At 68.4% G+C, this 24570-nt stretch carries 18 protein-coding genes; 7 read left to right on the top strand and 11 right to left on the bottom strand.

Annotation, left to right across the window (positions count from 1 at the left end; translation table 11 throughout):
- Positions 1-50 precede the first annotated feature (50 nt).
- Together PTQ19_RS01720 and PTQ19_RS01715 are read left to right on the top strand one after the other, a co-directional pair.
- A complete protein-coding gene (locus PTQ19_RS01720; protein WP_274368214.1) occupies positions 51-2132 on the top strand; it encodes an intein-containing Rv2578c family radical SAM protein in 2082 nt (693 codons plus the stop codon).
- 22 nt (positions 2133-2154) lie between these two features.
- A complete protein-coding gene (locus PTQ19_RS01715) occupies positions 2155-2694 on the top strand; it encodes a YaeQ family protein (protein WP_274368213.1) in 540 nt (179 codons plus the stop codon).
- 277 nt (positions 2695-2971) lie between these two features.
- Here the strand turns inward: PTQ19_RS01715 and PTQ19_RS01710 are convergent, their stop codons facing one another.
- Positions 2972-5296, bottom strand: a complete 2325-nt coding sequence (locus PTQ19_RS01710; RefSeq protein WP_274368212.1) for a DEAD/DEAH box helicase — start codon at positions 5294-5296, stop codon at positions 2972-2974.
- A 243-nt stretch (positions 5297-5539) separates the two neighbouring features.
- Between PTQ19_RS01710 and PTQ19_RS01705 the strand changes: the two genes are divergently transcribed.
- On the top strand, positions 5540-6439 hold the full coding sequence (locus PTQ19_RS01705; protein WP_274368211.1) for an aldose 1-epimerase family protein: 900 nt from the start codon (positions 5540-5542) through the stop codon (positions 6437-6439).
- Positions 6440-6702: 263 nt separating this feature from the next.
- Here the strand turns inward: PTQ19_RS01705 and PTQ19_RS01700 are convergent, their stop codons facing one another.
- The 4 genes from PTQ19_RS01700 to PTQ19_RS01685 all read right to left on the bottom strand — a co-directional run bounded on the left by PTQ19_RS01700 (position 6703) and on the right by PTQ19_RS01685 (position 11663).
- A complete protein-coding gene (locus PTQ19_RS01700; RefSeq protein WP_274368210.1) occupies positions 6703-10206 on the bottom strand; it encodes an efflux RND transporter permease subunit in 3504 nt (1167 codons plus the stop codon).
- A 57-nt stretch (positions 10207-10263) separates the two neighbouring features.
- Complete coding sequence (locus PTQ19_RS01695) at positions 10264-10827, bottom strand: TetR/AcrR family transcriptional regulator (protein ID WP_179409251.1); 564 nt, start codon at positions 10825-10827, stop codon at positions 10264-10266.
- A 75-nt stretch (positions 10828-10902) separates the two neighbouring features.
- Entirely contained in the window at positions 10903-11262 is a 360-nt protein-coding gene (locus tag PTQ19_RS01690; protein ID WP_274368209.1) for a fluoride efflux transporter FluC, read from the bottom strand.
- Positions 11259-11663 (bottom strand): CrcB family protein, encoded by a 405-nt coding sequence (locus PTQ19_RS01685; protein WP_274368208.1) that lies wholly within the window; start codon positions 11661-11663, stop codon positions 11259-11261. The genes PTQ19_RS01690 and PTQ19_RS01685 overlap by 4 nt, the downstream gene beginning before the upstream one ends.
- A 109-nt stretch (positions 11664-11772) precedes the next feature.
- On the opposite strand from PTQ19_RS01685, the gene PTQ19_RS01680 reads away from it, so the two are divergent.
- Positions 11773-12489 carry a Pr6Pr family membrane protein gene (locus PTQ19_RS01680; RefSeq protein WP_274368207.1) on the top strand — a complete coding sequence of 239 codons (717 nt, stop codon included), beginning with the start codon at positions 11773-11775 and terminating at the stop codon, positions 12487-12489.
- Here the strand turns inward: PTQ19_RS01680 and PTQ19_RS01675 are convergent.
- On the bottom strand, positions 12410-13798 hold the full coding sequence (locus PTQ19_RS01675; protein ID WP_274368206.1) for a flavin monoamine oxidase family protein: 1389 nt from the start codon (positions 13796-13798) through the stop codon (positions 12410-12412). The genes PTQ19_RS01680 and PTQ19_RS01675 overlap by 80 nt on opposite strands.
- A gap of 109 nt (positions 13799-13907) precedes the next feature.
- Here PTQ19_RS01675 and PTQ19_RS01670 point away from each other — a divergent pair, with 109 nt between their 5' ends.
- Positions 13908-15350: an alpha-L-fucosidase gene (locus PTQ19_RS01670; RefSeq protein ID WP_274368205.1), complete on the top strand. Its 1443-nt coding sequence runs from the start codon at positions 13908-13910 to the stop codon at positions 15348-15350.
- A 60-nt stretch (positions 15351-15410) separates the two neighbouring features.
- On the opposite strand, the gene PTQ19_RS01665 is transcribed toward PTQ19_RS01670, so the two are convergent.
- From PTQ19_RS01665 to PTQ19_RS01650, 4 genes are read right to left on the bottom strand one after another with little or no spacing between them, the layout of a single operon-like run.
- Positions 15411-17351, bottom strand: coding sequence for a DUF2264 domain-containing protein (locus PTQ19_RS01665; RefSeq protein ID WP_274368204.1), 1941 nt, complete (start codon positions 17349-17351; stop codon positions 15411-15413).
- A gap of 2 nt (positions 17352-17353) precedes the next feature.
- A complete protein-coding gene (locus PTQ19_RS01660; protein ID WP_274368203.1) occupies positions 17354-18985 on the bottom strand; it encodes an extracellular solute-binding protein in 1632 nt (543 codons plus the stop codon).
- Between the two features lie 27 nt (positions 18986-19012).
- The gene (locus tag PTQ19_RS01655) at positions 19013-19954 is read right to left on the bottom strand and encodes a carbohydrate ABC transporter permease (protein ID WP_274368202.1); all 942 of its coding nucleotides are present in this window, start codon (positions 19952-19954) and stop codon (positions 19013-19015) included.
- Positions 19944-20978 carry an ABC transporter permease gene (locus PTQ19_RS01650; RefSeq protein ID WP_425313201.1) on the bottom strand — a complete coding sequence of 345 codons (1035 nt, stop codon included), beginning with the start codon at positions 20976-20978 and terminating at the stop codon, positions 19944-19946. Before PTQ19_RS01650 ends, PTQ19_RS01655 begins: the two co-directional genes overlap by 11 nt.
- Before the next feature lie 188 nt (positions 20979-21166).
- On the opposite strand from PTQ19_RS01650, the gene PTQ19_RS01645 reads away from it, so the two are divergent.
- On the top strand, positions 21167-22174 hold the full coding sequence (locus tag PTQ19_RS01645) for a hydroxyacid dehydrogenase (RefSeq protein WP_274368200.1): 1008 nt from the start codon (positions 21167-21169) through the stop codon (positions 22172-22174).
- Positions 22175-22194: 20 nt separating this feature from the next.
- Entirely contained in the window at positions 22195-23277 is a 1083-nt protein-coding gene (locus PTQ19_RS01640; RefSeq protein WP_274368199.1) for a LacI family DNA-binding transcriptional regulator, read from the top strand.
- A gap of 103 nt (positions 23278-23380) precedes the next feature.
- On the opposite strand, the gene PTQ19_RS01635 is transcribed toward PTQ19_RS01640, so the two are convergent.
- On the bottom strand, positions 23381-24553 hold the full coding sequence (locus PTQ19_RS01635) for a Gfo/Idh/MocA family protein (RefSeq protein WP_179409259.1): 1173 nt from the start codon (positions 24551-24553) through the stop codon (positions 23381-23383).
- Positions 24554-24570 lie beyond the last annotated feature (17 nt).

The following is a 24570-nucleotide window of genomic DNA, read 5'->3' as shown; positions in this document are numbered from 1 at the left end:
CTGTTCGATTCAGGATTGACAGAGCCTCGATTGTTTGTTCGAATGAATGCATGCGATGGCAGGGACAGACGCTCGACGACACGGATGCCGCTGCGCTGCCCGGGCTGGAGAACCGCAGCGGCATCGTGCGCTCGGTCACGACGCCCGAATTCGCGGGGATGACCTTTCACGAGGTGCTGGCGAAGTCGGCGCTGAACAGTGTTCCCGGACCATCGAAGATGCCGTTCCGGTGGACGATCAACCCCTATCGCGGATGCAGCCATGCCTGCGTGTACTGCCTAGATCCGGCAACCCTGATCCTCTGTGCGGATGGCCGACAGCGCGCACTCAGTGCGCTTGAAGTCGGCGACGAGGTTATCGGCACCGTGAAGCAGGGCTCCCACCGTCGCTACCAGAAGACGCGTATCGAAGCGAAGTGGCAGACAACGAAACCGGCTTTCAAGGTGACACTCGCGGACGGAACGACGCTGACCGCCAGCGGTGATCATCGGTTTCTGACGGATCGCGGATGGAAGCATGTCACGGATGCTGAGGTCGGTAAACGCCCTCACCTCACGCTGAACAACAGGCTGATGGGCTTCGGCGTCGGTCCGTCATCGGAGAACGCGACGCTTTGCCGAGATTATCGCCGCGGCTACCTTGCTGGGATCATCCGAGGCGACGCTGCCATCTTCCACGGCGAGTACCGTGTCGGCAAGCAGACCAGAAGGATCAACTCGTTCCGGCTGGCGTTGATCGATGACGAAGCACTCACACGAGCGCGTGAGTACCTCGAACAAGAAGGAGTGAAGACGCATGCGCGACAGTTCGCGCCGGCGACTGCCAAGCATAGGGCGTTGAACGCGATTCACACCGCGGCTGCAATGAACGTTGCAGCGATCGAGGCACTCGTGCTGACCCCGGCCTCGCCGTCTGTCGAGTGGCACCGAGGTTTCCTGGGAGGCATCTTTGACGCTGAAGGGAGTTGTTCACGCGGGATCCTTCGCATCAGCAACAAGGACCCCGAACTGCTTGACCTGATCGGCTCCAGTTGCGACCTTCTCGGGGTGACGCACACTCGGGAGCGTGCGCGTACGAACGGAGTCACCGACATACGGGTCACGGGAGGGCTACCGATGCGACAGCGGTTCTTTCTTGTCGCCGATCCAGCCATCACGCGAAAGCTCGACGTGGTGGGGAGCGCTGTCAAGACCGCGGCAGACCTGAGGGTTGTATCCATCGAACCGCTCGACGGCGATCGCGAACTCATCGACATCACCACCGGAACAGGTGACTTCATCGCGAACGGAGTAATCAGTCACAACTGCTTCGCCCGCGGCACACATGAGTACCTCGATCTGGATGGCGGCGCCGACTTCGACACCCAGGTCGTCGTGAAGACGAACGTGGTCGACGTGCTGCGGCGCGAGCTGCGCCGCGGATCATGGCAGCACGAGACTGTCGCCCTGGGCACGAACACCGACCCTTATCAGCGCGCCGAGGGCCGCTACCGACTGATGCCCGGCATCATCGCGGCTCTCGCCGAGTCGGGCACACCGATGTCGATCCTCACCAAGGGAACGCTGATCCGCCGCGACATCCCCGTGCTGACCGAAGCAGCCCGGCGTGTGCCGATCGACGTGCAGATGTCGATCGCGATGTACAACGATGAGCTGCAGCACTCGATCGAACCGGGCACCCCATCGACACAGGCACGACTCGACACCGTGCGCGCGCTAACCGACGCGGGCTTTCGGGTCGGCGTCTTCCTGATGCCGGTACTGCCGCACCTCACCGACTCGATCGCGGCCATCGATGAAGCACTGCGGCGCATCAAAGAGACTGGCGCCGACCATGTCGTCTATGGCGCGCTGCACTTGCGCGCCGGAGTGAAGCCCTGGTTCTTGCAGTGGCTTGAGCGCGAGCATCCGGAACTGCTGTCGTCGTACCGCGGACTGTACCCGGGCAGCTCGGCCGAAGCACCGAAGGCGTACCGGCAGTGGCTCGGCCGGCGGATGCGCCCGTTGATCCGTGTGCACGGGCTCGAGGTGCAATCCGAACCCGAGCACGACCGGATACGCGGCATGCGCCGGGTGCAAGTCGGGGCTGCGGCCGCCAAGGTGGTGAGACCGGCGGCGCCGATGCTGTTCTGACGGTCGCGTAGGCTCGATCACCATGGCAATCGGTTCGACGATCATCACCTTCGAGGTGCAGCTGGCCGACACCGATCGGGGTGTGTACGAGGACTACTCGCTGCGGGTGGCGCAGCATCCGTCCGAGACAGATGCGTACATGCTGACGCGTGTGCTCGCTCACGCGCTCGAGCACACCGAGGGCATCGACTTCGGCGGCGGCATCTCGCAGGCCGAAGAACCCGCGGTACTCGTGCGCGACCTCACCGGCAGCGTGACCGCATGGATCGAAGTGGGCGCACCCGACGCCGAGCGCCTTCACCGCGGCAGCAGACTCGCCGAGCGCACCGTCGTCTACACCCACCGCGACCCGGCGAAGGTCATCGCCGCGTGGGCGGGCAAGCGCATCCACCGCTCCGACGAGATCAAGGTGTTCAGTTTTGACCCGGGCTTCATCGAGCAGGCGACGCCCCAGCTCGAGAGGCGTAACACCTGCTCGATCACCGTGACCGAGCGGATGCTCTACCTCGACCTCAACGGCACGATGCTCACATCCGCAGTGCACGAGCACTCGCTGAGCTGAGCACGCGCCCGGGCCTGTGCGTACCCGGCCCTGTGCACGCAACTCCGGAAATTCTTCGGGATATCGGCTGATCCTGGCAGCTGCGCCCAGATTCCGGTGGTTCTTCCGGAGTTGCGCGCACGCCCACCCCCGCACGCGCGCAAGCCTGCGCAAGCCCGCAAGCCCGCAAGCCCGCAAGCTGCCAGACGAACGCACGAGGGGTCAGAATCCGTCGTGTCGGAAGGCTCCAACGCGACGTTTTCTGACCCCTCGTGGGTGGGGTGAGTTGAGGTCGACGTCAGCTGGTGAGTTCGGCGGCGGTGGGCACGCGGCCGGTGATCTCCTCGATGACCTCATCGCCCGGCTCGACGGTCTCGAACGGCGCGTCAATCTCGGCGCGCGAGAGCAGGTCCTCCATGCGACGACGACGGTGGCGGGTGATCAGCGTGACCACGCGACCCGAACGACCGGCACGACCGGTGCGGCCCGAACGGTGCAAGTACGTCTTGTACTCGTCAGGAGCGTCGGCCTGCACGACCAGGTCGATGTCGTCGACGTGGATGCCACGGGCTGCGACATCCGTCGCGACCAGCACCTTCACCTTGCCCGACGTGAGCTTCTGCAGGTTGCGGGTGCGCTTGCCCTGATTCAGATCGCCGTGCAGCGAAACCGCGGCGATACCGGCATCCTCGAACTGCTCCGCCAGCATCTCGGCGTACGCGCGGGTGCGCGCGAAGACGAGGGTCTGGCCGTCGCGGTCGACGAGCGAGGTCAGCGTCTCGGCCTTGTCGCGGTGCTCGATCACGAGCACGCGGTGCTCGATCGTGCCCGAGTTCTGGTCTTCACCGGCGACCTCGTAGACGGCCGGGTCGACGAGGAACTCATCGACGAGCGACGCGACCTCGCGGTCGAGCGTCGCCGAGAACAGCAGCTTCTGGCTGCCTTCGGCGGTCTTGCGCAGGATGCGCTGCACCGGCTCGACGAAGCCCAGCTCGGTCATGTGATCGGCCTCATCGAGCACGGCGATGCGCACCTCCGACAGGTCGAGCTTGCGCTGCTCGATGAGGTCCTCGATGCGCCCCGGGGTTCCGATGATGATGTCGACGCCCTTACGCAAAGCACCGACCTGACGCGCCTGCGGCACACCACCGTAGATCTGCGTGGTGAACAGACCGACGCTGCGCGCGATCGGCTGGATCGTGCGGTCGATCTGCAGGGCGAGCTCACGCGTCGGCGCGAGGATGATCGCGCGCGGCTTGCGTCCGATCTCACGGCGGGCACCCGCCTGCGACTTCAGGATGCTCTCCACCAGCGGTGCACCGAAGGCGATGGTCTTTCCCGAGCCGGTGCGACCGCGGCCGAGCACGTCGCGTCCGGCGAGGATCGAGGGGATGGTCGCCGCCTGAATCGGGAACGGCGTCTGGGCGCCCATGTTGCCGAGCGTCTCGGTGATGTTCGAGCCCAGGCCGAGGTCGGCGAAGGTCACATCGGCGACCTCGGTGGCCTGCACGGCCTGCGCCTCGAGGCGCTCGTGCACGACGTCGACGTGCTCCTCGTGCTTCTTGGCCGTCTCGGTGCGGTTCCAGTCGCTACGGCTCGGACGGTCCTCACGAGCGGGTCGCGCGGGCCGGTCGCTGCGGTCGAAGCGCGGCTTCTCGTCGCGGTTCGGGCGAGAGAAATCACGGTCGTCGCGGCGCGGGCGCTCATCGCTGCGCTCGAAGCCCCGGTCGTCACGGCGCGGACGGTCGCTACGCGGCGCGCGGTCATCCCGGTCGAAGCGCGGACGCTCGTCGCGCCCGTAACGCGGACGGTCGCCACCGCGGTCGAAGCGCGAGCCGCCGTCGCGCGAGAACGAGCGGTCATCGCGCGAAGGACGGTCGTTGCGGTCATACCCGCCACGGCCTCCTGCACGCTCGTCACGACGCGGACGATCATCGAAGCGGCGGTCGCCGCGGTCATCCCGACGCGCACGGGCGTCGCGGTCGTAGCGCGGACGCTCGTCGCGCCCGAAACGGGCGCGGTCGCCGCCACGGTCGTTGCGGTCGAAGCGCGAACCGCCATCGCGCGAGAACGAGCGGTCATCACGCGAAGGGCGGTCGTTGCGGTCATAGCTGCGAGGCCCGCCGCCACGGTCGTCACGGCGCGGACGGTCGTCGAAGCGACGCTCGCCACGGTCGTCACGGCGCGGACGGTCGTCGAACCGCCGCCCCGCATCGGGGCGCTGCCCGCCCTCGAAGCGGCGTCCGCCGAAACCGCGATCACGGTCGTCGCGGTGGTGCGGCGCCTCACGGCGTCCCGACTCGGCGCGATTGCGGATGCTACGGGCCTCGTCGCGTCCGGCACGCTCGGAATCCGTCCACCGGCGCTTGGGCGCAGCCGCGCCCTCCTCAGCCGCACGGTATCCGCGGTGCTTGGGGCTGCGGCTGCCGGGGCGGTTGCCCTGACGGGCATCCGCGTAGCGCCGGTCACCGGCATCCGACCGCTCGTCGCGACCGCCCTCGCGCACGGGGCGACCGCCGTCACGTCCGCCGGCGTGGCGGTCGTGGAACGAGGTCTTCTTCGCGTAGCGCGGCTCGAAGTTGCGGGACGGACGTCCGCCCTTGGGCTTGCCATTCTTGGGCATGGTGCTTCCTGACTGTCTCTGACACGAGAACAGCGTCCGCGACGGCGCACAGAGATCAGCGCACGGCGGACATACCCGGGCAATCGTCGGCCGGGGCCATTCATGTGATGGTTATGAACCATCGGCCCCTGGGCTCACACTCGTCACACGCCCGCGTTCCGCACAGGAACCGCGGCTGCCCGAAGCCGACCCCGCCATGTTACCGGGCCCACCTGGGAGAGCCCCCAGTCGTACGATGTGCAGATGAGTTCCCCCACCGGCGTCCAGATCCACCTCCGCCGCGGCGCGGTTACCGCGCAGATCGCCCAGGTCGGTGCCTCGCTCCGCCACCTCGTCGTCGCGGGCACCGAGATCGTGCCGCCGTACCCCGAGGATGCGGCAACACCGTCATGCTCGGGTGTCGTGCTCGCGCCCTGGCCCAACCGCATCCGCGACGGCATCTGGCAGGACGGCCCCACCACCCGCGCGCTCGCGGTGACCGAACCCCAGCTGCGCAACGCCAGCCACGGCCTGCTGCGCTTCACCGCCTACGAGATCGCGTCGCAGTCCGACGAGAGCGTCACCCTGCGCGCGTCGATCGTGCCGCAGACCGGGTACCCGTACCTCGTCGAGACGAGCGTGACCTACACCCTGACCGACACGGGCATCGATGTGGCGCACACGCTGATCAACGAGTCGACGGCATCCGCTCCCGTCGCCCTCGGAACGCATCCGTTCCTGACCATCGGCGGCGTCGACCCGCGCGATCTCGTGCTGCGTCTGCCCGCCGAGACCTACTTCGAGACGGATGATCGGATGCTGCCGATCGGCGAATCTCCCGTGTCGGCCGCCACGGATCTGCGCGACGGACGCCGCCTGGGCGACGTCGAGCTCGACACCGGCTTCGCGAACCTGCACCGTGACGCCGACGGGCAGGTGCGCACGACGCTGTCGGCGCCGGACGGACGCACGGTCACGCTGCATCAGGGCGAGGGGTTCGACTACATCCAGGCCTATACGACGACCGGGTATCCGGGGCAGTCGCTGACCGTGGCGGTCGAGCCGATGACGGCGCCCGCCGAGGCGTTCAACTCGGGTCGCGGTGTGCGCCGCCTCGGCGCCGGCGAGTCGTGGACGCTGACCTGGGGCATCCGCTTCGCCTGAGCGGTCGCGCACGCGCGCGCACGCGCCACGCCCCCACCACGCACCCCACGCCCCCACCACGAGGGGTCAAAATCTGTCGCCTTATCTCGCGGGAAGGCGCATTTTCTGGCCCCTCGTGAGGTGGGACGTTGCGCCCTCACCACGAGGGGTCAAAATGTGTCGCTTTATCGCGCGGGAAAGCGTTCTTTCTGACCCCTCGTGGGAGCGGAGGCACCAAGTACGCCAGGCGCCAAGCGCGAAGCGCCAAGCGCCCGCACGAACGATCAGTCGACGTGGTTCGCTGAGGGCAGGCCACGGGAACGCAGCTCGCGGCGGGTGGGATGGTACTCGCTTTCCTCCGCCGCAACCGACGCCACCACCGACGCCGCAGCAGCAGCGGCCGACGCAGCGGCAGCCGCCGCCGAAGCTGCCGCGGCGGCCGCCATCATCGGATGCCCGCTGCGCGCGCTCTGCGGAACCACGACCGCCGTCTCCGTCGTGCGCGGGGCGACGACACCGGCCGTCTCCTCTTCCGCAGCATCCGACGCAGCATCCGACGCCGGCGCCGCCGGAGCAGCCGACACGGCCGGCTCATCAGCACCGTCACCAGCATCCGCAACCGGCGGCTGCGCGAGCGCAGCACCACCGGGTGTGACACCCGAACCATCACCCGAGTCACCAGAGTCCCCAGAGTCCCCAGAGTCACCAGAACCACCACCCGAGTCACCAGAGTCACGAGCAGCCCGACGTGCCGCACGACGTTCGCGCGCCCCCTCGACGAGGTTGTACAGCGTCGGCAGCACGATCAGCGTGAGCACCGTCGACGACACCAGGCCACCGATCACGACGATCGCCAGTGGCTGCGAGATGAACCCGCCGTGCCCGGTGATGCCCAGCGCCATCGGGGTCAGCGCGAAGATCGTCGCGAGCGCGGTCATCAGGATCGGGCGCAGACGCTTCTCGCCACCGGCCATGACGGCGTCGTGCGTTGTCAGCCCCTTCTCGCGGTACTGGTTGACCAGGTCGACGAGCACGATCGCGTTGGTGACGACGATGCCGATCAGCATCAGCACACCGATCAGCGACGGCACACCGAGTGGCACACCGGTGATGATCTGCAGCAGTATCGCGCCGGTTGCCGCGAACGGCACCGAGATCAGCAGCAGCAGCGGCTGACGCAGCGACTTGAACGTCGCGACCATGACGACGTAGACGATCAGGATCGCCGCGAGCATCGCGAGTCCGAGCTGCGAGAACGATTCGGCCTGCTGCTCGGCGACGCCGCCGATCTCGACGTCGGCGCCGGCCGGAAGGTCGACCGCCTCCATGGCGGCGGTGACCGAGGCGGTCGCGACCGCGAGGTCGTCGGATGCCGGTGGCACGGTCACCGTGGCGGTGCGCACCCCCTGCTGGGTGGTGATCGTCGTGGGGCCTTCGCGCTCCTCGATCGTGGCGACGTCCTGCAGCTCGGTCGGTCCGAGCGGTGTGAGGATCGTCAGTTCGCGCAGCGCGGCGACGGTCGTCGGCGGTTCCTCGGATGCGAGGTAGACGGTCAACGCGGTGTCGTCGATCTCGACCGAGCCGATCTGCTGGGGACGCATGGCGTCAGAGACCATCGAGCCGACCGCGACCTCTGAAAGCCCGCGCTGAGCGGCGGCCTCACGGTCGACGACGACGGCGATGTAGGGCAGCGACGCGGCGAGGTTGTCGGTGACCTGTCCCACACCGTCGCGACCTTCGAGCTCTGCAACCAGGGCGTCGGTGGCCGTCTGCAGGTCCTCGCCGTTCGAGGCGGTGACCGTGACGGTGATGTCTGACGACCCGAACCCGGACGAACCGGCGACGCTGATCTCTCCCACGTCGTCGAGCTCGTTCACGGCGTCCTGCACATCGGCGCGCAGCTGCTCCTGATCGACGTCGGAATCGGTCAGGATCGAGTAGGTCACGCCGGCCCCACCTGAGAACGCGTCCATCAGCGCCGAACCGCTCGAACCGACCGACACCTGCACGTGCTCGATGCCGTCGACGTCGTCGAGTGCCTCTTCGACGCGCAGCGCGGCGTCGGACTTCGCCTGCAGGCTGGCCGTGGGGCCGAGATCCTGGGTGACGGTCATGGTGTTCTGGCCGGAATCGCTGAGGAAGTTCACCTTCATCAGCGGTGCCATCGCGAGCGTGCCGACGAGCACGACCACAGCCAGGGCGACGGTGGTGAGCGAGTGCTTCAGCGTCCAGCTCAGGATCGGCCGGTACATCCGCTGCAGCGGCGTCGGTGGGGCGGCGGGGTCCTCGGGGTCGATGCGCACGCCGTTGTCGTCGACGAGCGGCTTGCCCGGGCGCAGGAACCAGTAGGCCAGTACGGGCACGATCGTCAGCGCCACCAGCAGCGAGGCGGCCATGGCGATGCTGACGGTCATCGCGAACGGACGGAACAGCTCGCCGACCATGTCGCCGACGAACACGATCGGCAGGAACACCGCAACCGTCGTCAGGGTCGATGCGGTGATGGCGGATGCCACCTCGCGCACGGCCAGTCGGATCGCGTCGCCCTTGTCGGCGCCTTCGACGTAGTGCCGTTTGATGTTCTCGATGACGACGATCGAGTCGTCGACGACGCGTCCGATGGCGATCGTCAGGGCCCCCAGCGTGAGCACGTTCAGCGAGTAGCCGAACGCCTGCAGGCCGATGAAGGTGACCAGCACCGAGGTGGGGATCGAGATCGCGGTGACCAGCGTCGAGCGGATCGACATCAGGAACACCAGGATCACCACGACGGCGAAGACCAGGCCCAGCAGGCCTTCGACGGCGAGGGTGTCGATCGACTGCTGGATGAACGGCGCCTGGTCGAACACGACCGTGAACTCGGCGTCGGGGAAGGTCTTGCGCAGGTCGTCGATGGCGGCGAGCACACCGGTCGAGACCTCGACGGTGTTGGCGGCCGGCAGCTTGGTGACGGCGATCGAGAGGGCATCCTCTCCATCGACGCGGGAGATCGAGGTGACCGGGTCGGTCTCCTGAGCCACGGTCGCGACGTCGCCGATCGTGACGTCGGTGCCCACCAGCGGCAACTGGGCGATCTCGTCGGCCGACGTGAGCTTGGCACCGGTCTGCACCGTGAGGGTCTCGTCACCCTCGGTGATGGAGCCGCCGGGGAACAGCACGCCGTTCTGCTGCATGGCCTGGGTGATCTGCTGCGCGGTGGCCTGGTGCTCGGCGAGCTTCGCGTCGTCCGGGGTGACGGTGATGCGCTGCCCGGAGCCGCCGACGACCTCGGCGGCGTTGACCCCGTCGACATCCTCGATGTTCGGGATGACGACGTTCTCGAGGTCGGCCTGCGCGGTGTCGACGTCATCGAATCCGGTCACGGCGATCTGGATCACCGGGAAGTCGTCGATCGACACCGACAGCACCTGCGGGCTGACCTCTTCGGGCAGCTGCTGCGCGATGCGGTTGATGGCCTGCTGCATCTTCTGCTCGGCGGTGGCCAGGTTGGTGCCGTAGGTGAACATCGCCTGCACGATCGAGGCGTTGGTGGTGCTGGTGGCGGTGGTCGATTCCAGCCCTGGCACCCCCTGCACGGCCTGCTCGATGGGGGTCGAGACGTCGTTCTCGACGACCTCGGGTGACGCACCGGGATAGCTGGTCATGACGACCAGCGCGGGCAGCTCGAGCGAGGGGATGAGCTCCTGCTTGAGGTTGGTGAGCGCGAGGCCCCCGAAGACGGCGGACACGATCGTGATGAGAGCGATGAGCGCGCGGTTCCGCAGGCTCAGGACGGCGAGTTTCGACATGTGCGTTCTCTGGGTCGGTGTGCGTGGACGGTGGTGTCGGCGGGCGGGGCGGGCGGATCAGTCGGTGGGCACGCCGAGGATGTCGGCGAGGGAGCTCTGCAGAAAGTCGCGCGTGAGCGGTTCATCGCTGATACGCGCCTGCCAGAGCACGCCGTCGATGAAGATCGCGGCGGCGGTGGCGCGGTCACGGCCGTAGTCGTCGACGAGGAAGTCGCGCATGCGCTGTGACCAGCGGCGGGCGAGTTCCCGCAGCGGCGGGTCGTTGACAGCGGCGGTGACGACGGCACGGTCGGCTTCGAGCGCGCGGGCGTCGTCGAGTCCGCGCTCGATGAGTTCGGCGAGAACTGCCGGGGTGGCGCCGTGCTCGGCGAGGACGGTGCGGATGCGATCGACGCGGTCATCCACTTCGGATGCCAGGAATCGCAGCGCTTCGGCACGGAGGTCATCGAGGGTGGCGAAGTACTGCGTGGTGGCGCCGAGCGGTACGTCGGCGCGAGCCGCGATGAGGCGATGGGTGACGGCGCCGACGCCGATCTCGACGATCAGTTCGGCCGTCGCGGTGACGATGGCGCGACGTCTGCTCTCTGGGTCGCGCCGTCGGCGCGGTGCGGTCTCGGGCATCCCCACCCCCTTCTGTACATTTGTACATTTGCAGAGCTTGGAGGTCGCTGGGAACACCAGCCGCAGCGCGTCAGTTCACAGCGCCCGACCGATGAGCAATCCGCCGCCTGCCGCAAGGACGGCCAGAATCAGCATCCCCACCGCGTTGAGAGCGGATGCCCGTCGCGCACCGTCGCGCCACAGTGCGACGGTGTCGACCATGGCGGTGCTGAAGGTCGTGTATCCGCCGAGGAATCCGGCGCCGATGACGAACGCGGATTCCGGCAGCGCACCGACCACGACCCCGAGAGCGAGTGATCCGGTGACGTTGATCAGCATCACGCCCCAGGGGAAACGGGTGCCCGCGTACCGCGCGACCATCGTGTCGACGAGATAGCGCACGCCGGCTCCCAGACCTCCGCACGCGGCCGCGAGCGCGAACAGCAACGGAGTCATGCTGCACTCCCCCGCATCGGCCGACGTCCGAGCCGCAGCCCGAGGGCGGCTGCCGCGAGACCGAGCGCGATGCTCACGACGACGTAGCCGACGGCGAGCGCCGGGGCGGTCGCCCACAGCGTGACGGTGTCGACGGCGAACGCGCTGTAGGTGGTGAACCCGCCGAGCATGCCGGTGCCGACGAAGATCCGCAGATCCGAGAACGGCAGGCGGGCGACGAGTACCCCCAGCAGCAGCGAGCCCAGCACATTGGCCACGACCACGCCGGCGGCCGCCCCGTGCGCCAGAGCCCCCGGCACCAGCATCCCGACTCCCAGCCGCGCGGCGGTGCCGATCGCACCGCCCGCCGCGGCGAGCGCGGCCCGGCGCACGACGGCGCGCGGGGGCGTGGGGTTCGTCACCTGCGCCACTCTAGCCGCGGCGGGTGACGGCCGGGGCCCGGGCGTCGGTTCCGTAGACTCGGGAGACGCCCGCGCGGACGAGCGACAGCGTCAGGAGGACGACGACCGAGTGCTGACGAGACGGATCTTCGGGTGGTCGCGACTGCTCGCCGCGGTCGTGTGCGTCGTCGCGCTCGTGCATCGGATGCTGTGGGGCATGGGCGCCCAGACGGTCGCCGGCGACAACTTCTTCGCCTATCTGACGATCCAGTCCAACACCGCTTTCGCGGCGCTCGCCCTGGTCGCCGGCATCATCGCTCTGCGCGCGGATGAGGATCCGGCCTGGTTGACCACGGCACGCGCGCTGGTGCTGAGCTGGACGATCACCGCCGGCCTCGCCTTCGCCCTGATCGTCTGGCAGGCGGGTGTGCGGGGCATTCCGATCACCGTTCCGTGGTCGGATGTCGTACTGCACTTCGTACTACCCACCTGGTCGGTCGCGGCCTGGGTGCTCGGGCCGGGCCGGCGCGGCGCCCCCTGGCGCGTGGTGCCGTTCGTGCTGCTGTACCCGCTGCTGTGGGGAGCGTTCACGATCTGGCGCGGCAGCGTGATCGGCTGGTACCCGTACTACTTCCTCGACCCACGGCAGGTGTCTGGCCTAGTCGAGATGGTGCTGAGTTGCCTGGTCGCACTGTCGATCTTCGCACTCGTGGCGACCGTCCTGGTGCTGCTGAGCCGGCTGCGTCCGACCGCGGGCGACGGGGCGGTCACTGCTCTTGCGCGTCCGGGACCGGCGCGAAGAACGCCAGTGACGCCCATGCGGCGTCCTTCGCATCCTGGTCGCTGAGCCCGGCGAACTTCTGCGCGGGGGCACCGCCGACCAGACCCACGAGCACCGGCTCGCCCGTGATGGGCAGCAGGTTGAGCCAGGTGCGGATCATGCCATCGCCGCCGATGACGTGCCAGATCGTCTGTTCGGCGTCCCAGAACGGCTCGTCGAAGCGCATCCACACCGTCTCGACGTACCCGGCCACGAGGTCGGCGATCGCGCCGCGGTGCGCGAACGGCAGCGCGGGCGCGAACTCGATGCCCTGCTGCTGCAGCACGCCGAGCGGCGCAGTGACGATGACGCGGTCGAACGACAGCGATTCGCCCGTGCCCATGCGCAGACTGACGCCGCGCTCGTCGTAGGCGGCGCGCACGACCGGAGAGGCGAGCGTGACGGCGATGCCGGTGAGGCTCTCGTCGATGAAGGCGCTGAGGTCGCCGGTCACGCCGGTGAGCGCATCGGGCGCCATATCGGGCGCGTACCAGCTGGACGCCCGTTCCGGGTCGGCGCCGGTGGTGGCAGACATCCACGCCAGTGCCGCGGCGAGTGCGGGATCGGTCGGGTCGGCGCCGCTGAGAGTGACGGCCTCGGCGACGGGGACGTCGGTCGGCAGCTCGCCCGCCTGCTCGATGGCACGAACAACCGGCTCGACATCGAGCGTGTCGGTCGGCCCGTCGGCGGTCCACCCGGTGGCGCTGTCGAACGCGATCCGCCCCTCACCGACGGTGATCAGTCGCGCTTCCAGTGCCGCGACGTCCTCGACGGAGAGCAACCAGGCGCCGAGCTGTACGGGAAACGGCCAGCCGTCGTCGTCCCCGCGGGTGAGCAACCGCCCTCCGGTGCGCTCGCGAGCCTCGAAGATCGTGACGGTGTGGCCGGCGTCGGCGACGGTGCGTGCCGCGGCGACTCCGGCTGCGCCGGCGCCGATGACGGCGACGCGTTCGGTGTCGGATGCCCGTGTCAGCACCTCCTGGCCCGCGCGGCGCCCGGAGTCGACGGCCCCCAGCACGGTTCCCGGGTACGCGGCATCAGTGGCCTCGCCGGCGAAGAAGAGCCGGTCCATGACGGGAGCGGCAAGGGTCTCGCGGCGCTGCGGATCGGAGCCGACGGGCAGGTAGCTGACCGCCCCGAGGGAGTACGGGTCGGTGGACCAGGCGGATCGCGCCCATGCCGCGGGTGCGGGGACGCCGACCGGCGGCGACGGCTTCGGCCCCGGGGTGCTGGTGCGGGTCGGCGCCGGCGCCGGTTCGGGCGTGCAGGCCGCGAGGAGCACCGCAACGGCACCGGTACCGGCGCCGGCGAGCAGGGTGCGGCGAGTGATGCTCATCGTCCTGACAGACTACCCGCGGCCCTCACCGACGACCGGAACGTTGCCTATCCGAGACGCGGTTGCCTAGAATTACAGGTAAGCGCTTTCCAACTATCGAGAGGCCGCCATGCCCGTCGTTCTTTCCCCCTGGACCGATCGCCGCCGCGACGAAACGGCCGCACGGCCGGTGCAGTACGGTCCGCTCGTGACCCGCCGGGACGATGAGGCCATGCGCCGGTTCCGCGCCTACGGGCTCGGCCAGTTCATCCACTTCGGCCTGTACTCGATCCCCGGCAACCAGTGGAACGGCAAGACCTCGACCTCGCCAGCTCCGGAGTGGATCCGTTCCTGGCGCGGACCGGACGCCCCCGAGAACTGGACCGAGACGTACGACCGTCTCAACGAGGTGTTCGACCCGACCGAGCTCGACGCCCGCGCGTGGGCACGGCAGGCGAAGCAGATGGGCGCCCGGTACGCGATCTTCACGACCAAGCACCACGACGGCTTCGCGCTGTGGCCGTCGGCGTACTCCGAGTACACCGTCGCCTCGTCGCCCTGCGACCGCGACTTGGTCGGCGAGGTCGTCGACGCGTACACGGCCGAGGGCATCGACGTCTTCCTGTACTTCTCGGTACTCGATTGGTCGCATCCCGGATACACCCGCACCGTGCCCGCCTGCGACGACAGTCGGGCCGGTTGGCAGGACTTCCTGGACTACACCCGCGCACAGCTGCTCGAACTGCTCGATCGGTACCCCGCCGCGCGGGGCCTCTGGTTCGACGGCACGTGGGACGAGTCGTGGATCGCCTCGCACGAGTTCACCCACCGTCTCGAGCAAGAGCTGCGCGAACGCCGCCCGGGACTGATCATCGGGTCGCGGTTTCGCAACGACGAGCACGGCGCCCGCCACTTCGATTCGGCCGGGGCGCTCCTCGGCGACTACGAGCAGGGTTGGGAGCGCAAGCTTCCGCGAAACCGCGAGATGCTCGACGGCAACGACTGGGACTGCGCCATGACGATCGGTCCGAACGCGTGGGGGTACATGCACGACACCTCCGGGCACTACCAGAAGACCGCCGACGACCTCGTCGATCTGCTGATGCGGTGCCGATCGATGGGCGGCAACCTGGTCGTCAACTTCGGCCCCGATGGCTCGGGTCGCATGACGGCGCACGAGACCCGGGTTGCCGAGCATCTCGGCGACTGGGTGGCACAGAACGCCGCGGCCGTCTACGACGCCTCGCACGTCGACCTCGAGCCCACCGGCATGGGGCACCTCACCGGCAACGACGACAGCGTGTACGTCACCGTGACGCACCGGCCGGTCACAGGCGTCGCCCGCCTGCGCTTCCCCGCCGACGCGGCCCTGGTGCCCGTCTCTGCCCGCCTACTCGCCACCGGCGCCGCGCTCGAGCTGCACCGCCGCGACATCGGGTACGACCTCGACTCCGCGATCCACTACGACGTGCTCATCCCGGCGGACTTCGCCACAGGCCGCGCCTTCGTGATCGAGCTCGCCCTCGGGCGGCCGACCGCACAGAACGCCGACCGCGCCGACGCCTTCATGTGACACTCCTGTCACGACGATGCCCGCATCGGCCGATGCGGGCATCGTCAGGAGAGGCGGATGTCAGACCCGGGCGCCGCCGATGCGGCCGGGCTGGCCGTCCCACGGCACCACCGTGCACAGATCGAGATCCACGCGGATGCCGTCGTCGGGCCACTGCACGCAGATGCGCGTTCCGTCGACAGACACCTGCAGATCCCGACGCGCGGCGACCGGATCGTCGTCGGCGCCGAGCAGTTGATGCAGCGCGACGTGCACCGTCTGCGCCGAGGAGCGCGTCGCCCACAGGGTCGGAATGGCCGAGTACTCGCCCATGGCGTTGACGCCGCGGTGTTCGACGACGGCCGGTTCCTCCCAGCCGTGCAGCCCGGTGAGCACGACGCGATGCGCGTCGCCCACGGCTTCGGCGGTGAGCGCGCGGGCATCCGACGACACCGCCGGCGGCGCGTCCGCGGCGAGCGCGAACGCGCCCTCGCGCAGCCGGTCGTGGGCGAGCGGAGCGGTGACCAGGTGCGCGCGCACCTCCATGCCGCGGTTCACGACCGAGGCGGTGACGATATGGGCGCCGGGGATCAGTGCCCCGTCGATCTGCGGCAGATGCACCGAGGCGCTCATGGCCCCTTCGGCCGCCGTGCCGCGGATCTTCACCCGTCGACTTGGGCGCCCCTGACCGTCGAACAGCGCGATGTGCCCGTCGACGGCCTGCAGCCACCCCGCACCGACCTCGGGGGCGGTGTGCGTCGAGTAGGCGAACGACGCGTAGTGCGGGTCGTCGCCGTCGGGGATGCCGTGGTTCTGCACCGGCAGGTCGGCGTGGTCTGAGCCGTGGTTGATCAGCACGACCGGGGCGTCGCCGCCCGCCGTGCTGATGCTGAGTCCGGTGTCGTCGAACGCGCGGGTGCGCGGCGGGGCCGCGACCGGTTCGGCAGGTGCGTTCCACACCGGATGCCCGTCGCCGAGGCTCAGTCCGAGAAAGCCGATGCCGGCGAGATAGGGCGAGCCGAACCCGCTGTAGTCCTGCATGCTGTCGAGGCACTCGTCGTACCAGCCCAGGCTGAGCTGACCGTCGGCGCCGACGCCGTGGTCGACGAAACCGTCGAGTACCGAGGTCGCGAGCTGCCGAGTGCGGCCAGCAGAGAGCGGGCTCACACCCGAGATCTCGGCGCACCAGAGCGGCGCGAGCGCGGCGGTGCGGTATGTGAGCGAGCGGCCGAAGTGCACCAGGGCGCCGTCGGAGGCGATGAACGTCGACAGCCCATCGACGAACTGTGCCAGCCGTTCGAGATGCCGTTGCCCGTCGGGCGTCTGGGTGCGGTCGGTCATGCGGTACCAGGCCCACAGATACGGGTGGATCGCCCACGCGTTGTAGTAGTCGATCGCATGGCCCGGGCCGTCGGTGTACCACCCGTCGCCGAGGTACCACCCCTCGACCCGCGCGATGTTGCGCTCGTTGCGCAGCCCGCGGGTGTCTCCGCCGCGGTGCCGGATGAAGGCCTCGGCCATGGCCGGGAAGAGCTGCCAGTTGTTCTGCCACACCTCGCGCTGAGCATGATGGCGCAGCCACCCGAGCACCTGCTGCTGCTCGGCATCGCTGAAGCGCTGCCAGAAGCGGTCACCGGCCGTGTAGAGCCCGAAGGCCAGGTTGGCAGCCTCGACGATCGAGTTCGTGATCCCCGTCAGCGGAGGCCGGCATGTGACGCCGAGCGGCCAGCGCGAGGGATGCTCCGGGCTGGTGCCGTCGACGATGGCCTGGGCGTAGAACTCGATCAGGGCGTCGGCGGTAGCATCCGACGGCTCTGCTCCCGCGATGCGGGAGGATGCGAGCAGAAAGCTGCGCCCGATCGTCTCCATCGATTCCCGGCGCACACCGTCGGCCGTGACCCGGCCGGGGAGGATCACCCCGGCCGGGTTGTGAGCGCCACGCTGCAGCACGGCGCTCAGCCAGAGGTCGGCGATGCCGTTCCAGTGTGCGCGTGCGGACGCGCCGTCTGCCGCGTGGCGCATGATCAGGCGCCCAGCGCCTTCTCGTACTCGCTGCGGGCCTTGTCTCCGCCGCCGGTGCGCCACGACTCGACCGAGGCCTTGACGTCGTCGAACGACTTGCGGCCGGCGATGTAGCTGATCGCGGTGTCCATGATGCCCTGGCGCATGGTGCTGCCCTTCTTGGCGAAGGTCGGGCTGAACAGGGTGGCGGTCGGGTTCTCGACGCCCATCGGGATCAGCGCGGAGTATGCCTCGTGGGTCGTGCGGATCACCTGCTCCTGCTGCGGCAGGTACAGCACCGGGCTGGGCGCGGCGATGTACTTCCACGGCACGGTCGTGTTGGCCAGCGCATCGGCGGTGGCCAACGGGTTGCCGTTGCCGTCGAGCGTGTAGTCGGTGCCCTCGACGCCGTAGTTGACGAGCAAGTACTCCTCGCTGCCGAACGGGGCGGCCAGCAGGTTGGCGATGCCGAGCAGCTTCTTGATCGACGCTTCATCGTTCTTCTTGAACATGGTGCGGCCGAACACGACGTTGTCCAGCCACGCGGTGGGCTTGCCACCGGCCGCGGCGAACGGCACGAACGGCGCCGAACCGGGCACGGTGACGCCGTAGCCGTCCGACTTGAAGTACGCCGGCAGCCCGTCGTAGACCTGTGCGACCTGACCGTTGGTGAACGCGTTGACCATCTGCGACTTCGTCCAGGCCTCGCTACCGGGCACGATGTAGCCGGCTGCGGCAGCCTTCTGCACGAACTGGATCGCCTCGAGGAACTCGTCGGTCTCGGCGAAGTACGTCAGTTTGCCGTTCTCTTCGCGCCACACGTTGGGCACGCCGAACAGCTGCTGGAACACACTCAGCCCGAAGCTGCTCGATCCGAACGCCCAGCGGTTCGCCTTGGCGTTGGTGAGCTCCTTCATGATCGACAGATACTCGTCGGCGTTCTTGATCTTCGAGGTGTCGCTGACGCCGACCTCGGCGAAGCGGTTGCCGTTGTAGAAGCCGAGGCCACCCGCGCCACCGCGCGGGATCGGGATGAAGTAGATCTTGCCGTCGCGCACGGTCTGACGCCAGTACAGCTCAGGGATCGCTGCGAGGTTCGGGTAGTCCTTGATGGCGTCACCCGACAGGAACGGCGTCAGGTCCTGGCACTTGGCCTGCAGGAACCCGATGATGTCCGGGATCGAGTAGCCGTTGTCGAGCAGCATGTCGGGCACGTCATTGCCGGCAATGGTGGTGTTGATCTTCGCCGTGAAGTCGTCCGATGAGACCGCCGAGATGTCGAGCTTGCCACCCAGGCGGTTCTCGATCTGCTGCCAGGCCGGGTTCTTGTCGCGCCCGTTCGGGGGCGGTCCGAAGATGTTGGTGATCGCCGAGAAGGTCTCGCCCTTGAGCGGCGGGGTGCTGACCGTGCGCACCGGGTTCTTCGGGTAGTTGAAGAACGCGGCGGGTACGCCCTCGGCGGTGCCTGCCAGGTCGGCAGCCAGACCCTCCGCCTTCACGAATGTGGGCAGTTTCACGGCGTCGGCGCTCGAGACGACGAGCTCCTGCCGCGTTCCGCAGCCGACCAACGACCCCGCCGCAGCGGCGCCGAGGATGCCGAGGCCCGCGACCTTGAAGAAGGTGCGCCGGTCGGCGGTGAAATCACTGATTGACATGTTCAGTCCTCTCTGACGAATGGGTGTTCAGCCCTTGATGGCTCCGGTGAGCACACCCTTGGTGAAGTACTTCTGCAGGAACGGGTAGACGCACAGGATCGGCACGATGCTGATCACGATGACGGCCATCTGGATCGCTTGACTGGGGGCGGCGATCTCGGCCGCGGCGCTCTGGTCGATCGATGAGCCCAGCAGCACGTATTGCCGCAGCACCATGGCGAGCGGCCACTTGTCACTGTCGACGTAGAGCATCGCGTTGAAGAAGGCGTTCCAGTAGCCGACGGCGTAGAACAGACCGACCACCGCGATCACGGCCTTCGACAGCGGCAGCACGACGTGCCACAGGATGCGCAGGTCACCCGCCCCGTCGAGGCGTGCCGCCTCGGTGAGTTCGCTGGGGATGCCCATCATGAACGAGCGCACGATGACGAGGTTGAAGGCCGAGAGCGCCGTCGGCAGGATCAATGCCGCATAGGTGTCGAGCATGCCGAGTTCCTTGACCACCAGGAACGTGGGGATGATGCCGGGCGTGAACAGCATGGTCAGCAGTGCGGTCATCAGGAAGAATCCGCCGCCGAGCAGGCCACGGCGTGAGAGCCCGTAGGCCATCAGCACGGTCAGTGTCACCGACAGCGCCGTGCCGACGAGCGTGATGCCGATGCTGCGAAGCAGCGCCTCGGTGACGATGCCGCCGGCGAAGATCGTCTGATACGCCGCGAGGGTCGGTTCGGCCGGAAACAGCACGAAGCCGTTGTTGCGGGCGATCTCCTCCTGCGTCGACAGGCTGGTGCCGATCACGATCATGAACGGATAGATCACGGCGATGCAGATCAGCAGCAGCACCAGGCCTTTGACCCCCTGCGTGGCGGCGGAGGGCTTCTCCATCCATACCGGTCGCCGACTGGAGGTGAGCTTGCGGGCCTTCTTCTCGCCGAGGTTCACGACGGTCGTCTGTGCGTCAACGGTCACGGGAGTACACCCCATCCTGTCCGAACATGTGAGCGAGCTTGTTGGCGCCGAGCACCAGGAACAGTCCGACGACGCCCTTCACGAGTCCGACCGCGGCGGCTGTGCCCCATTGGCCGTCGACGATGCCGTGGAAGTAGACGTAGGTGTCGAGCACTTCACCGGCCTCGGCGCCGACGTTGTTGCGCTGCAGGATGATCTGCTCGAAGCCGACCGACAGGGCCGTGCCGAGGTTGAGGATCAGCAGCAGGATGACGATGGGCATGATGCCGGGGATGGTGATCGCCCACATGCGCCGCCACGGCCCCGCGCCGTCGACAGCGGCGGCCTCGTAGAGCTCCTCATCGATGCTGGCGAGGGCCGCGAGGAACATGATGGTGCCCCAGCCGGCGTCCTTCCAGATCGTCTGCAGGGTCACCAGCAGCGGGAAGGTCTCGGGGTTGGTCATCGGGCTGATGCGCGGCAGCCCCATCGAGTCGAGCAGGTTGGGGATCGCCCCCGTGGGCCCCAGGATCTGCGTGAAGATCGAGATGATGATCACCCAGCCGAGGAAGTGCGGCAGGTAGATCACGCTCTGCACGAACTTCTTCAGCCCGGGCGACATGATGCTGTTCAGCAGCAACGCGAGCATGATCGGCACCGGGAAGAAGAGCACCAGCTGCATGAGGGTGATCACCAGCGTGTTGCGCAGCGCGTACCAGAACGCAGGGTCCGTGAACGCGACGGCGAAGTTGTCGAGGCCGACCCAGACGCTGTCGAAGAAGCCGAGGTAGGGCTGATAGTCCTCGAAGGCGATGATGTTGCCGGGGATGGGCAGCCAGTGGAACACCACGAAGTACAGGAATCCGGGCAGCACCATCAGCAGCATCATCCGGTCGCGCCGCAGGTGCGCGCGGAAGCTCAGCTTGGTGTCGGCCCTGCGGCCGCGCCGCGGTCGTTTCGGCGCGCCGGGCGGCGGGGTGTTCTGCGGCAAATCAGGCGCAGACGGTGCAGGTCTGCTCGCGACGGGTGCTGATGTCACCGCGATCCTCCGAACGTCGTCGTGGGGTGGTACCGAGTAGTAAGCGATTTCTATGCAACGTAGCCCAGATCCTCACAACCTGTCAAAGCCGGCGATCATATGCGCGTTTGAACCCGTTTCCAGCGGCGCGGTTTGCCCCAACGCTCGAAACCCTGATAGAAAACGGTTACTATTTTCGATCGATGGAGATGTACATGAACCGGCCGCCCCGCGTCGCTTTCGCGATGGACCCGGCAGCGCACGCCGCGGCTTTCCTGCCCGACACGCTCGAGCGCCTCGCTCGCATCGCGACCGTCGTCGACCCCGCGCCGCTCGGCGACCTGCGCTCCGACCGCGCGAGAGCGGCTCTCGCGCAGACCGATCTGTTGATCACCGGCTGGGGGGCACCGTCGATCGACCTGACCACCCTCGACGACGCCACCGCGCTGCGCGCGATCGTCCACGCCGCGGGCACTGTGCGCCTGTTCCTCGACCCTCTCGTGCTCGAGCGGGGCATCCGCGTCAGCAGCTGCGCCAGCGCCAACGCCGTACCCGTCGCCGAGTTCGCGTTCGCCTGCACGATCCTCGGGCTCAAGCGCACCAACCGCTTCGTCGCCCAACTGCACGCCACCAAGGGCACGCGGGACACCCGGCGGATGCCACCGATCGGCGCCTACGGAGTGACCGTCGGCGTGGTCGGCGCGTCCCGCGTCGGCAGGGAGATGCTGCGGATGCTGCGCAGCATCGACGCCCACGTGCTGCTCAGCGATCCCTACATCTCGGCCGAAGAGGCACAGGCGCTCGGCGCAGAGCTGGTCGGCCTCGACGAGCTCTGCCGGCGCAGCGCTGTCATCAGCATCCACGCCCCTCTGACCGACACCACCGCAGGGATGATCGGCGCACGGGAACTGGCGCTGATGCGCGACGGTGCCGTACTGATCAACACCGCCCGCGGCGGGCTGATCGACACCGACGCCCTGACCCGTGAGGCGGTCGCCGGGCGCATCGACGCCTACCTCGATGTCGTCGCCCCCGAACCGCTGCCGGCGGACTCGCCGCTGTACACGCTGCCGAACGTCACCATCACGCCGCACATCGCCGGCGCGCTCGGCAACGAGGTCTCGCGGCTGGGCGAGCTGGCCGTGGCAGAAGTGGCCCGCTTCGCCGCCGATGATAGATTCGACCACGAAGTGCGCCCCGCAGACTTCGCGATCATGGCGTAGCCGCTTCGTCTCGAGGGAACGTGTCATCACCAGCTGACCCCGCACAGCGCACCGCGCACCGACGCGCAGCCACGATCAGCGACGTGGCCGAACTGGCGTCGGTGTCGACGGCGACGGTCTCGCGCGTTCTCAACGGCAACTACCCCGTTGCCGCCGCCACCCGCGACCGGGTGATGCGGGCCGTCGCGAAACTGGGCTACGCGGCCAATGCCAATGCCCGAGCGCTCACCAGGGCCGGCACCGAGATCATCGGCGTCGTCGTGCCCGAGATCGTCGACCCGTTCTTCGGCTATCTGATCCATGGTCTCGAGCAGGCAGCCGCAGAGGCCGGGCGCCTGCTGATCGTCGCGACCACCAGCGGGGAGCCGGAGCGCGAGATGGCGCTGATCGACCGCATGCGCGAGCAGCGCGTCGACGCCGTCATCGTCGTCAGCGGCGCCCGCGACGAGCCCTCGTACCACCGCCTGCTGGCGCAGCGCGCCGAGTCGCTGGAGGGCATGGGCAGCCGTCTCGTGCTCTGCGCGCATCCGCCACTGCCCCAGCCGAGCCCCAGTCGCACCGTCGCCTACGACAACGAGGGTGGCGCGTTCGCGATCACCGAGCACCTGATCGGGGTCGGGCACCGCCGGATCGCCCTGGTGGGCGGACGGCGCACGCTTCCCGCCATGCGCAGCCGCCTCGACGGCTATCTGCGCGCACTGACGGCGCGGGGCGTCGAGGTTGACGAGACGCTTATCCGCATGGACGGATTCGGTCGGCACTCTGGCCGCACTTCCACGGCGGCCCTGCTGGGCGAGAGCACCGGCGCCACGGCGATCCTCGCGGTCAACGAGACCATCGCCGCGGGCGTCTACGAGGCCCTCGCCGAGGCCGGTCTGCGGATTCCCGACGACATGTCCGTCGCCGCATACGACGACACTCCCCTGGCCACCGATCTCACGCCGAAGCTGACGACCGTGCACGTGCCGCTCGAACAGCTCGGCCGCGAAGCGCTGCGCGCGGCTCTCGCCGACCGCGACGCCTTCTCGCGCGACCCCGACGAGGTCGTGACGCTGGGCACCTACCTGGTGCACCGCGACTCGGTGGCTGCCCCGGCGCACTGACGCCGTCGCCCACCGCACTGCCTCCGCCTCAGACCGCAACGCTCCCGCCGAGGAATGCAGAACGGCCCCGCCTCCGTCTGCACGGGGCGGGGCCGTTCGCGGCTCAGGCCTCGACCTGGCCGCGGGCGAAGTAGGCGACGAGATCCTCGTCGAGCGCCGGCACATCGATCGCGGAGCCGTCGGCACGCAGCGACTGCGTCGCGAGGATGCCCGCGGCGACCGACTCGCGCGCGGCGACCGGCGACGTCTCAGTGAGACCGCCGTCACGCACGAAGCGCAGGAACTCGGCCACGAGCAGACCATCGGCGCCGTCGTGTCCGGCATCCGGGGCCGACTCGATCGGGAACGTCTCGTCGGCTTCGGCGTAGCCGCGGTGACGACGGTTCCACAGACGCACCTCGCCACCCGACGAGTCGCCGATGTTCTCGATGCGCCCCTCGGTGCCGATCACGGTGTAGTTGCGCCAGTAGTCGGGGGTGAAGTGGCACTGCTGGTACGAGGCCATCACACCACCCGCGAGGCGCATGTTGACCATCGAGATGTCCTCGACGTCGACCGTGGGGTGCAGCCCGTCGAGCGAGGTCGGCGGCCAGTTGTCAAGGCTGAACCAGTCGGGCATCCGCTCGCCCGTGCGGTCACGACGGTCGTCGATGCCGCCGTACACACTCAGCTCACCCATCGCGGCGACCTGCTCGGTGTACGCACCGGCGAGCCAGTGGATCACGTCGATGTCGTGCGCGCCCTTCTGCAGCAGCAGCCCCGTCGTGCGGGTGCGGTCGGCGTGCCAGTCCTTGAAGTAGTAGTCGCCGCCGTGGCCGACGAAGTGCCGGCACCACACGGCCTTCACCTCACCGATGCGTCCCTCTTGGATCAGTCGGCGCATGAGCGTCACAACGGGCATGTGGCGCATGTTGTGCCCGATGTACAGGCGGGTGCCGGTGCGGCGGGCGGTCTCGAGCATCGCGTCGGCGTCGGCGAGGTCGATCGCCAGCGGCTTCTCGCAGAACACCGGCACGCCCGCCTCGAGGGCGCGGATGCTGATCTCGGCGTGCGTGTTGTCGGGCGTGAGCACCATGACGGCGTCGACGCCGGATGCCAGCAGCTCGTCCAGTGAGTCGGTGATCAGCGCGTCGGGCAGTTCACGACGTGCGTCTTCACGGGCGCGTTCGGCGGGATCGCAGACCGCGGTCACGCGCGATCCCTCTTCGGGACGATGCACTTCTCTGCGCAGCGATGCGCGGGCACCGAATCCGATGATGCCGATCTTGAGGTCCAAGAGTTCTCCTTCTGATT

The organism is Microbacterium esteraromaticum (assembly GCF_028747645.1).
GTDB lineage: Bacteria > Actinomycetota > Actinomycetes > Actinomycetales > Microbacteriaceae > Microbacterium > Microbacterium esteraromaticum_C.
The sequence above is the reverse complement of the archived record's forward strand: the minus strand, read 5'-3'. Positions and strand labels throughout refer to the sequence as shown.

Excerpts from the sequence above, each read along its gene's own strand:
- PTQ19_RS01720 (WP_274368214.1), top strand. The coding sequence starts at position 51 with ATGCGATGGCAGGGACAGACGCTCGACGACACGGATGCCGCTGCGCTG.
- PTQ19_RS01715 (WP_274368213.1), top strand. The coding sequence starts at position 2,155 with ATGGCAATCGGTTCGACGATCATCACCTTCGAGGTGCAGCTGGCCGAC.
- PTQ19_RS01710 (WP_274368212.1), bottom strand. The coding sequence starts at position 5,296 with ATGCCCAAGAATGGCAAGCCCAAGGGCGGACGTCCGTCCCGCAACTTC.
- PTQ19_RS01705 (WP_274368211.1), top strand. The coding sequence starts at position 5,540 with ATGAGTTCCCCCACCGGCGTCCAGATCCACCTCCGCCGCGGCGCGGTT.
- PTQ19_RS01700 (WP_274368210.1), bottom strand. The coding sequence starts at position 10,206 with ATGTCGAAACTCGCCGTCCTGAGCCTGCGGAACCGCGCGCTCATCGCT.
- PTQ19_RS01695 (WP_179409251.1), bottom strand. The coding sequence starts at position 10,827 with ATGCCCGAGACCGCACCGCGCCGACGGCGCGACCCAGAGAGCAGACGT.
- PTQ19_RS01690 (WP_274368209.1), bottom strand. The coding sequence starts at position 11,262 with ATGACTCCGTTGCTGTTCGCGCTCGCGGCCGCGTGCGGAGGTCTGGGA.
- PTQ19_RS01675 (WP_274368206.1), bottom strand. The coding sequence starts at position 13,798 with ATGAGCATCACTCGCCGCACCCTGCTCGCCGGCGCCGGTACCGGTGCC.
- PTQ19_RS01670 (WP_274368205.1), top strand. The coding sequence starts at position 13,908 with ATGCCCGTCGTTCTTTCCCCCTGGACCGATCGCCGCCGCGACGAAACG.
- PTQ19_RS01665 (WP_274368204.1), bottom strand. The coding sequence starts at position 17,351 with ATGCGCCACGCGGCAGACGGCGCGTCCGCACGCGCACACTGGAACGGC.
- PTQ19_RS01660 (WP_274368203.1), bottom strand. The coding sequence starts at position 18,985 with ATGTCAATCAGTGATTTCACCGCCGACCGGCGCACCTTCTTCAAGGTC.
- PTQ19_RS01645 (WP_274368200.1), top strand. The coding sequence starts at position 21,167 with ATGAACCGGCCGCCCCGCGTCGCTTTCGCGATGGACCCGGCAGCGCAC.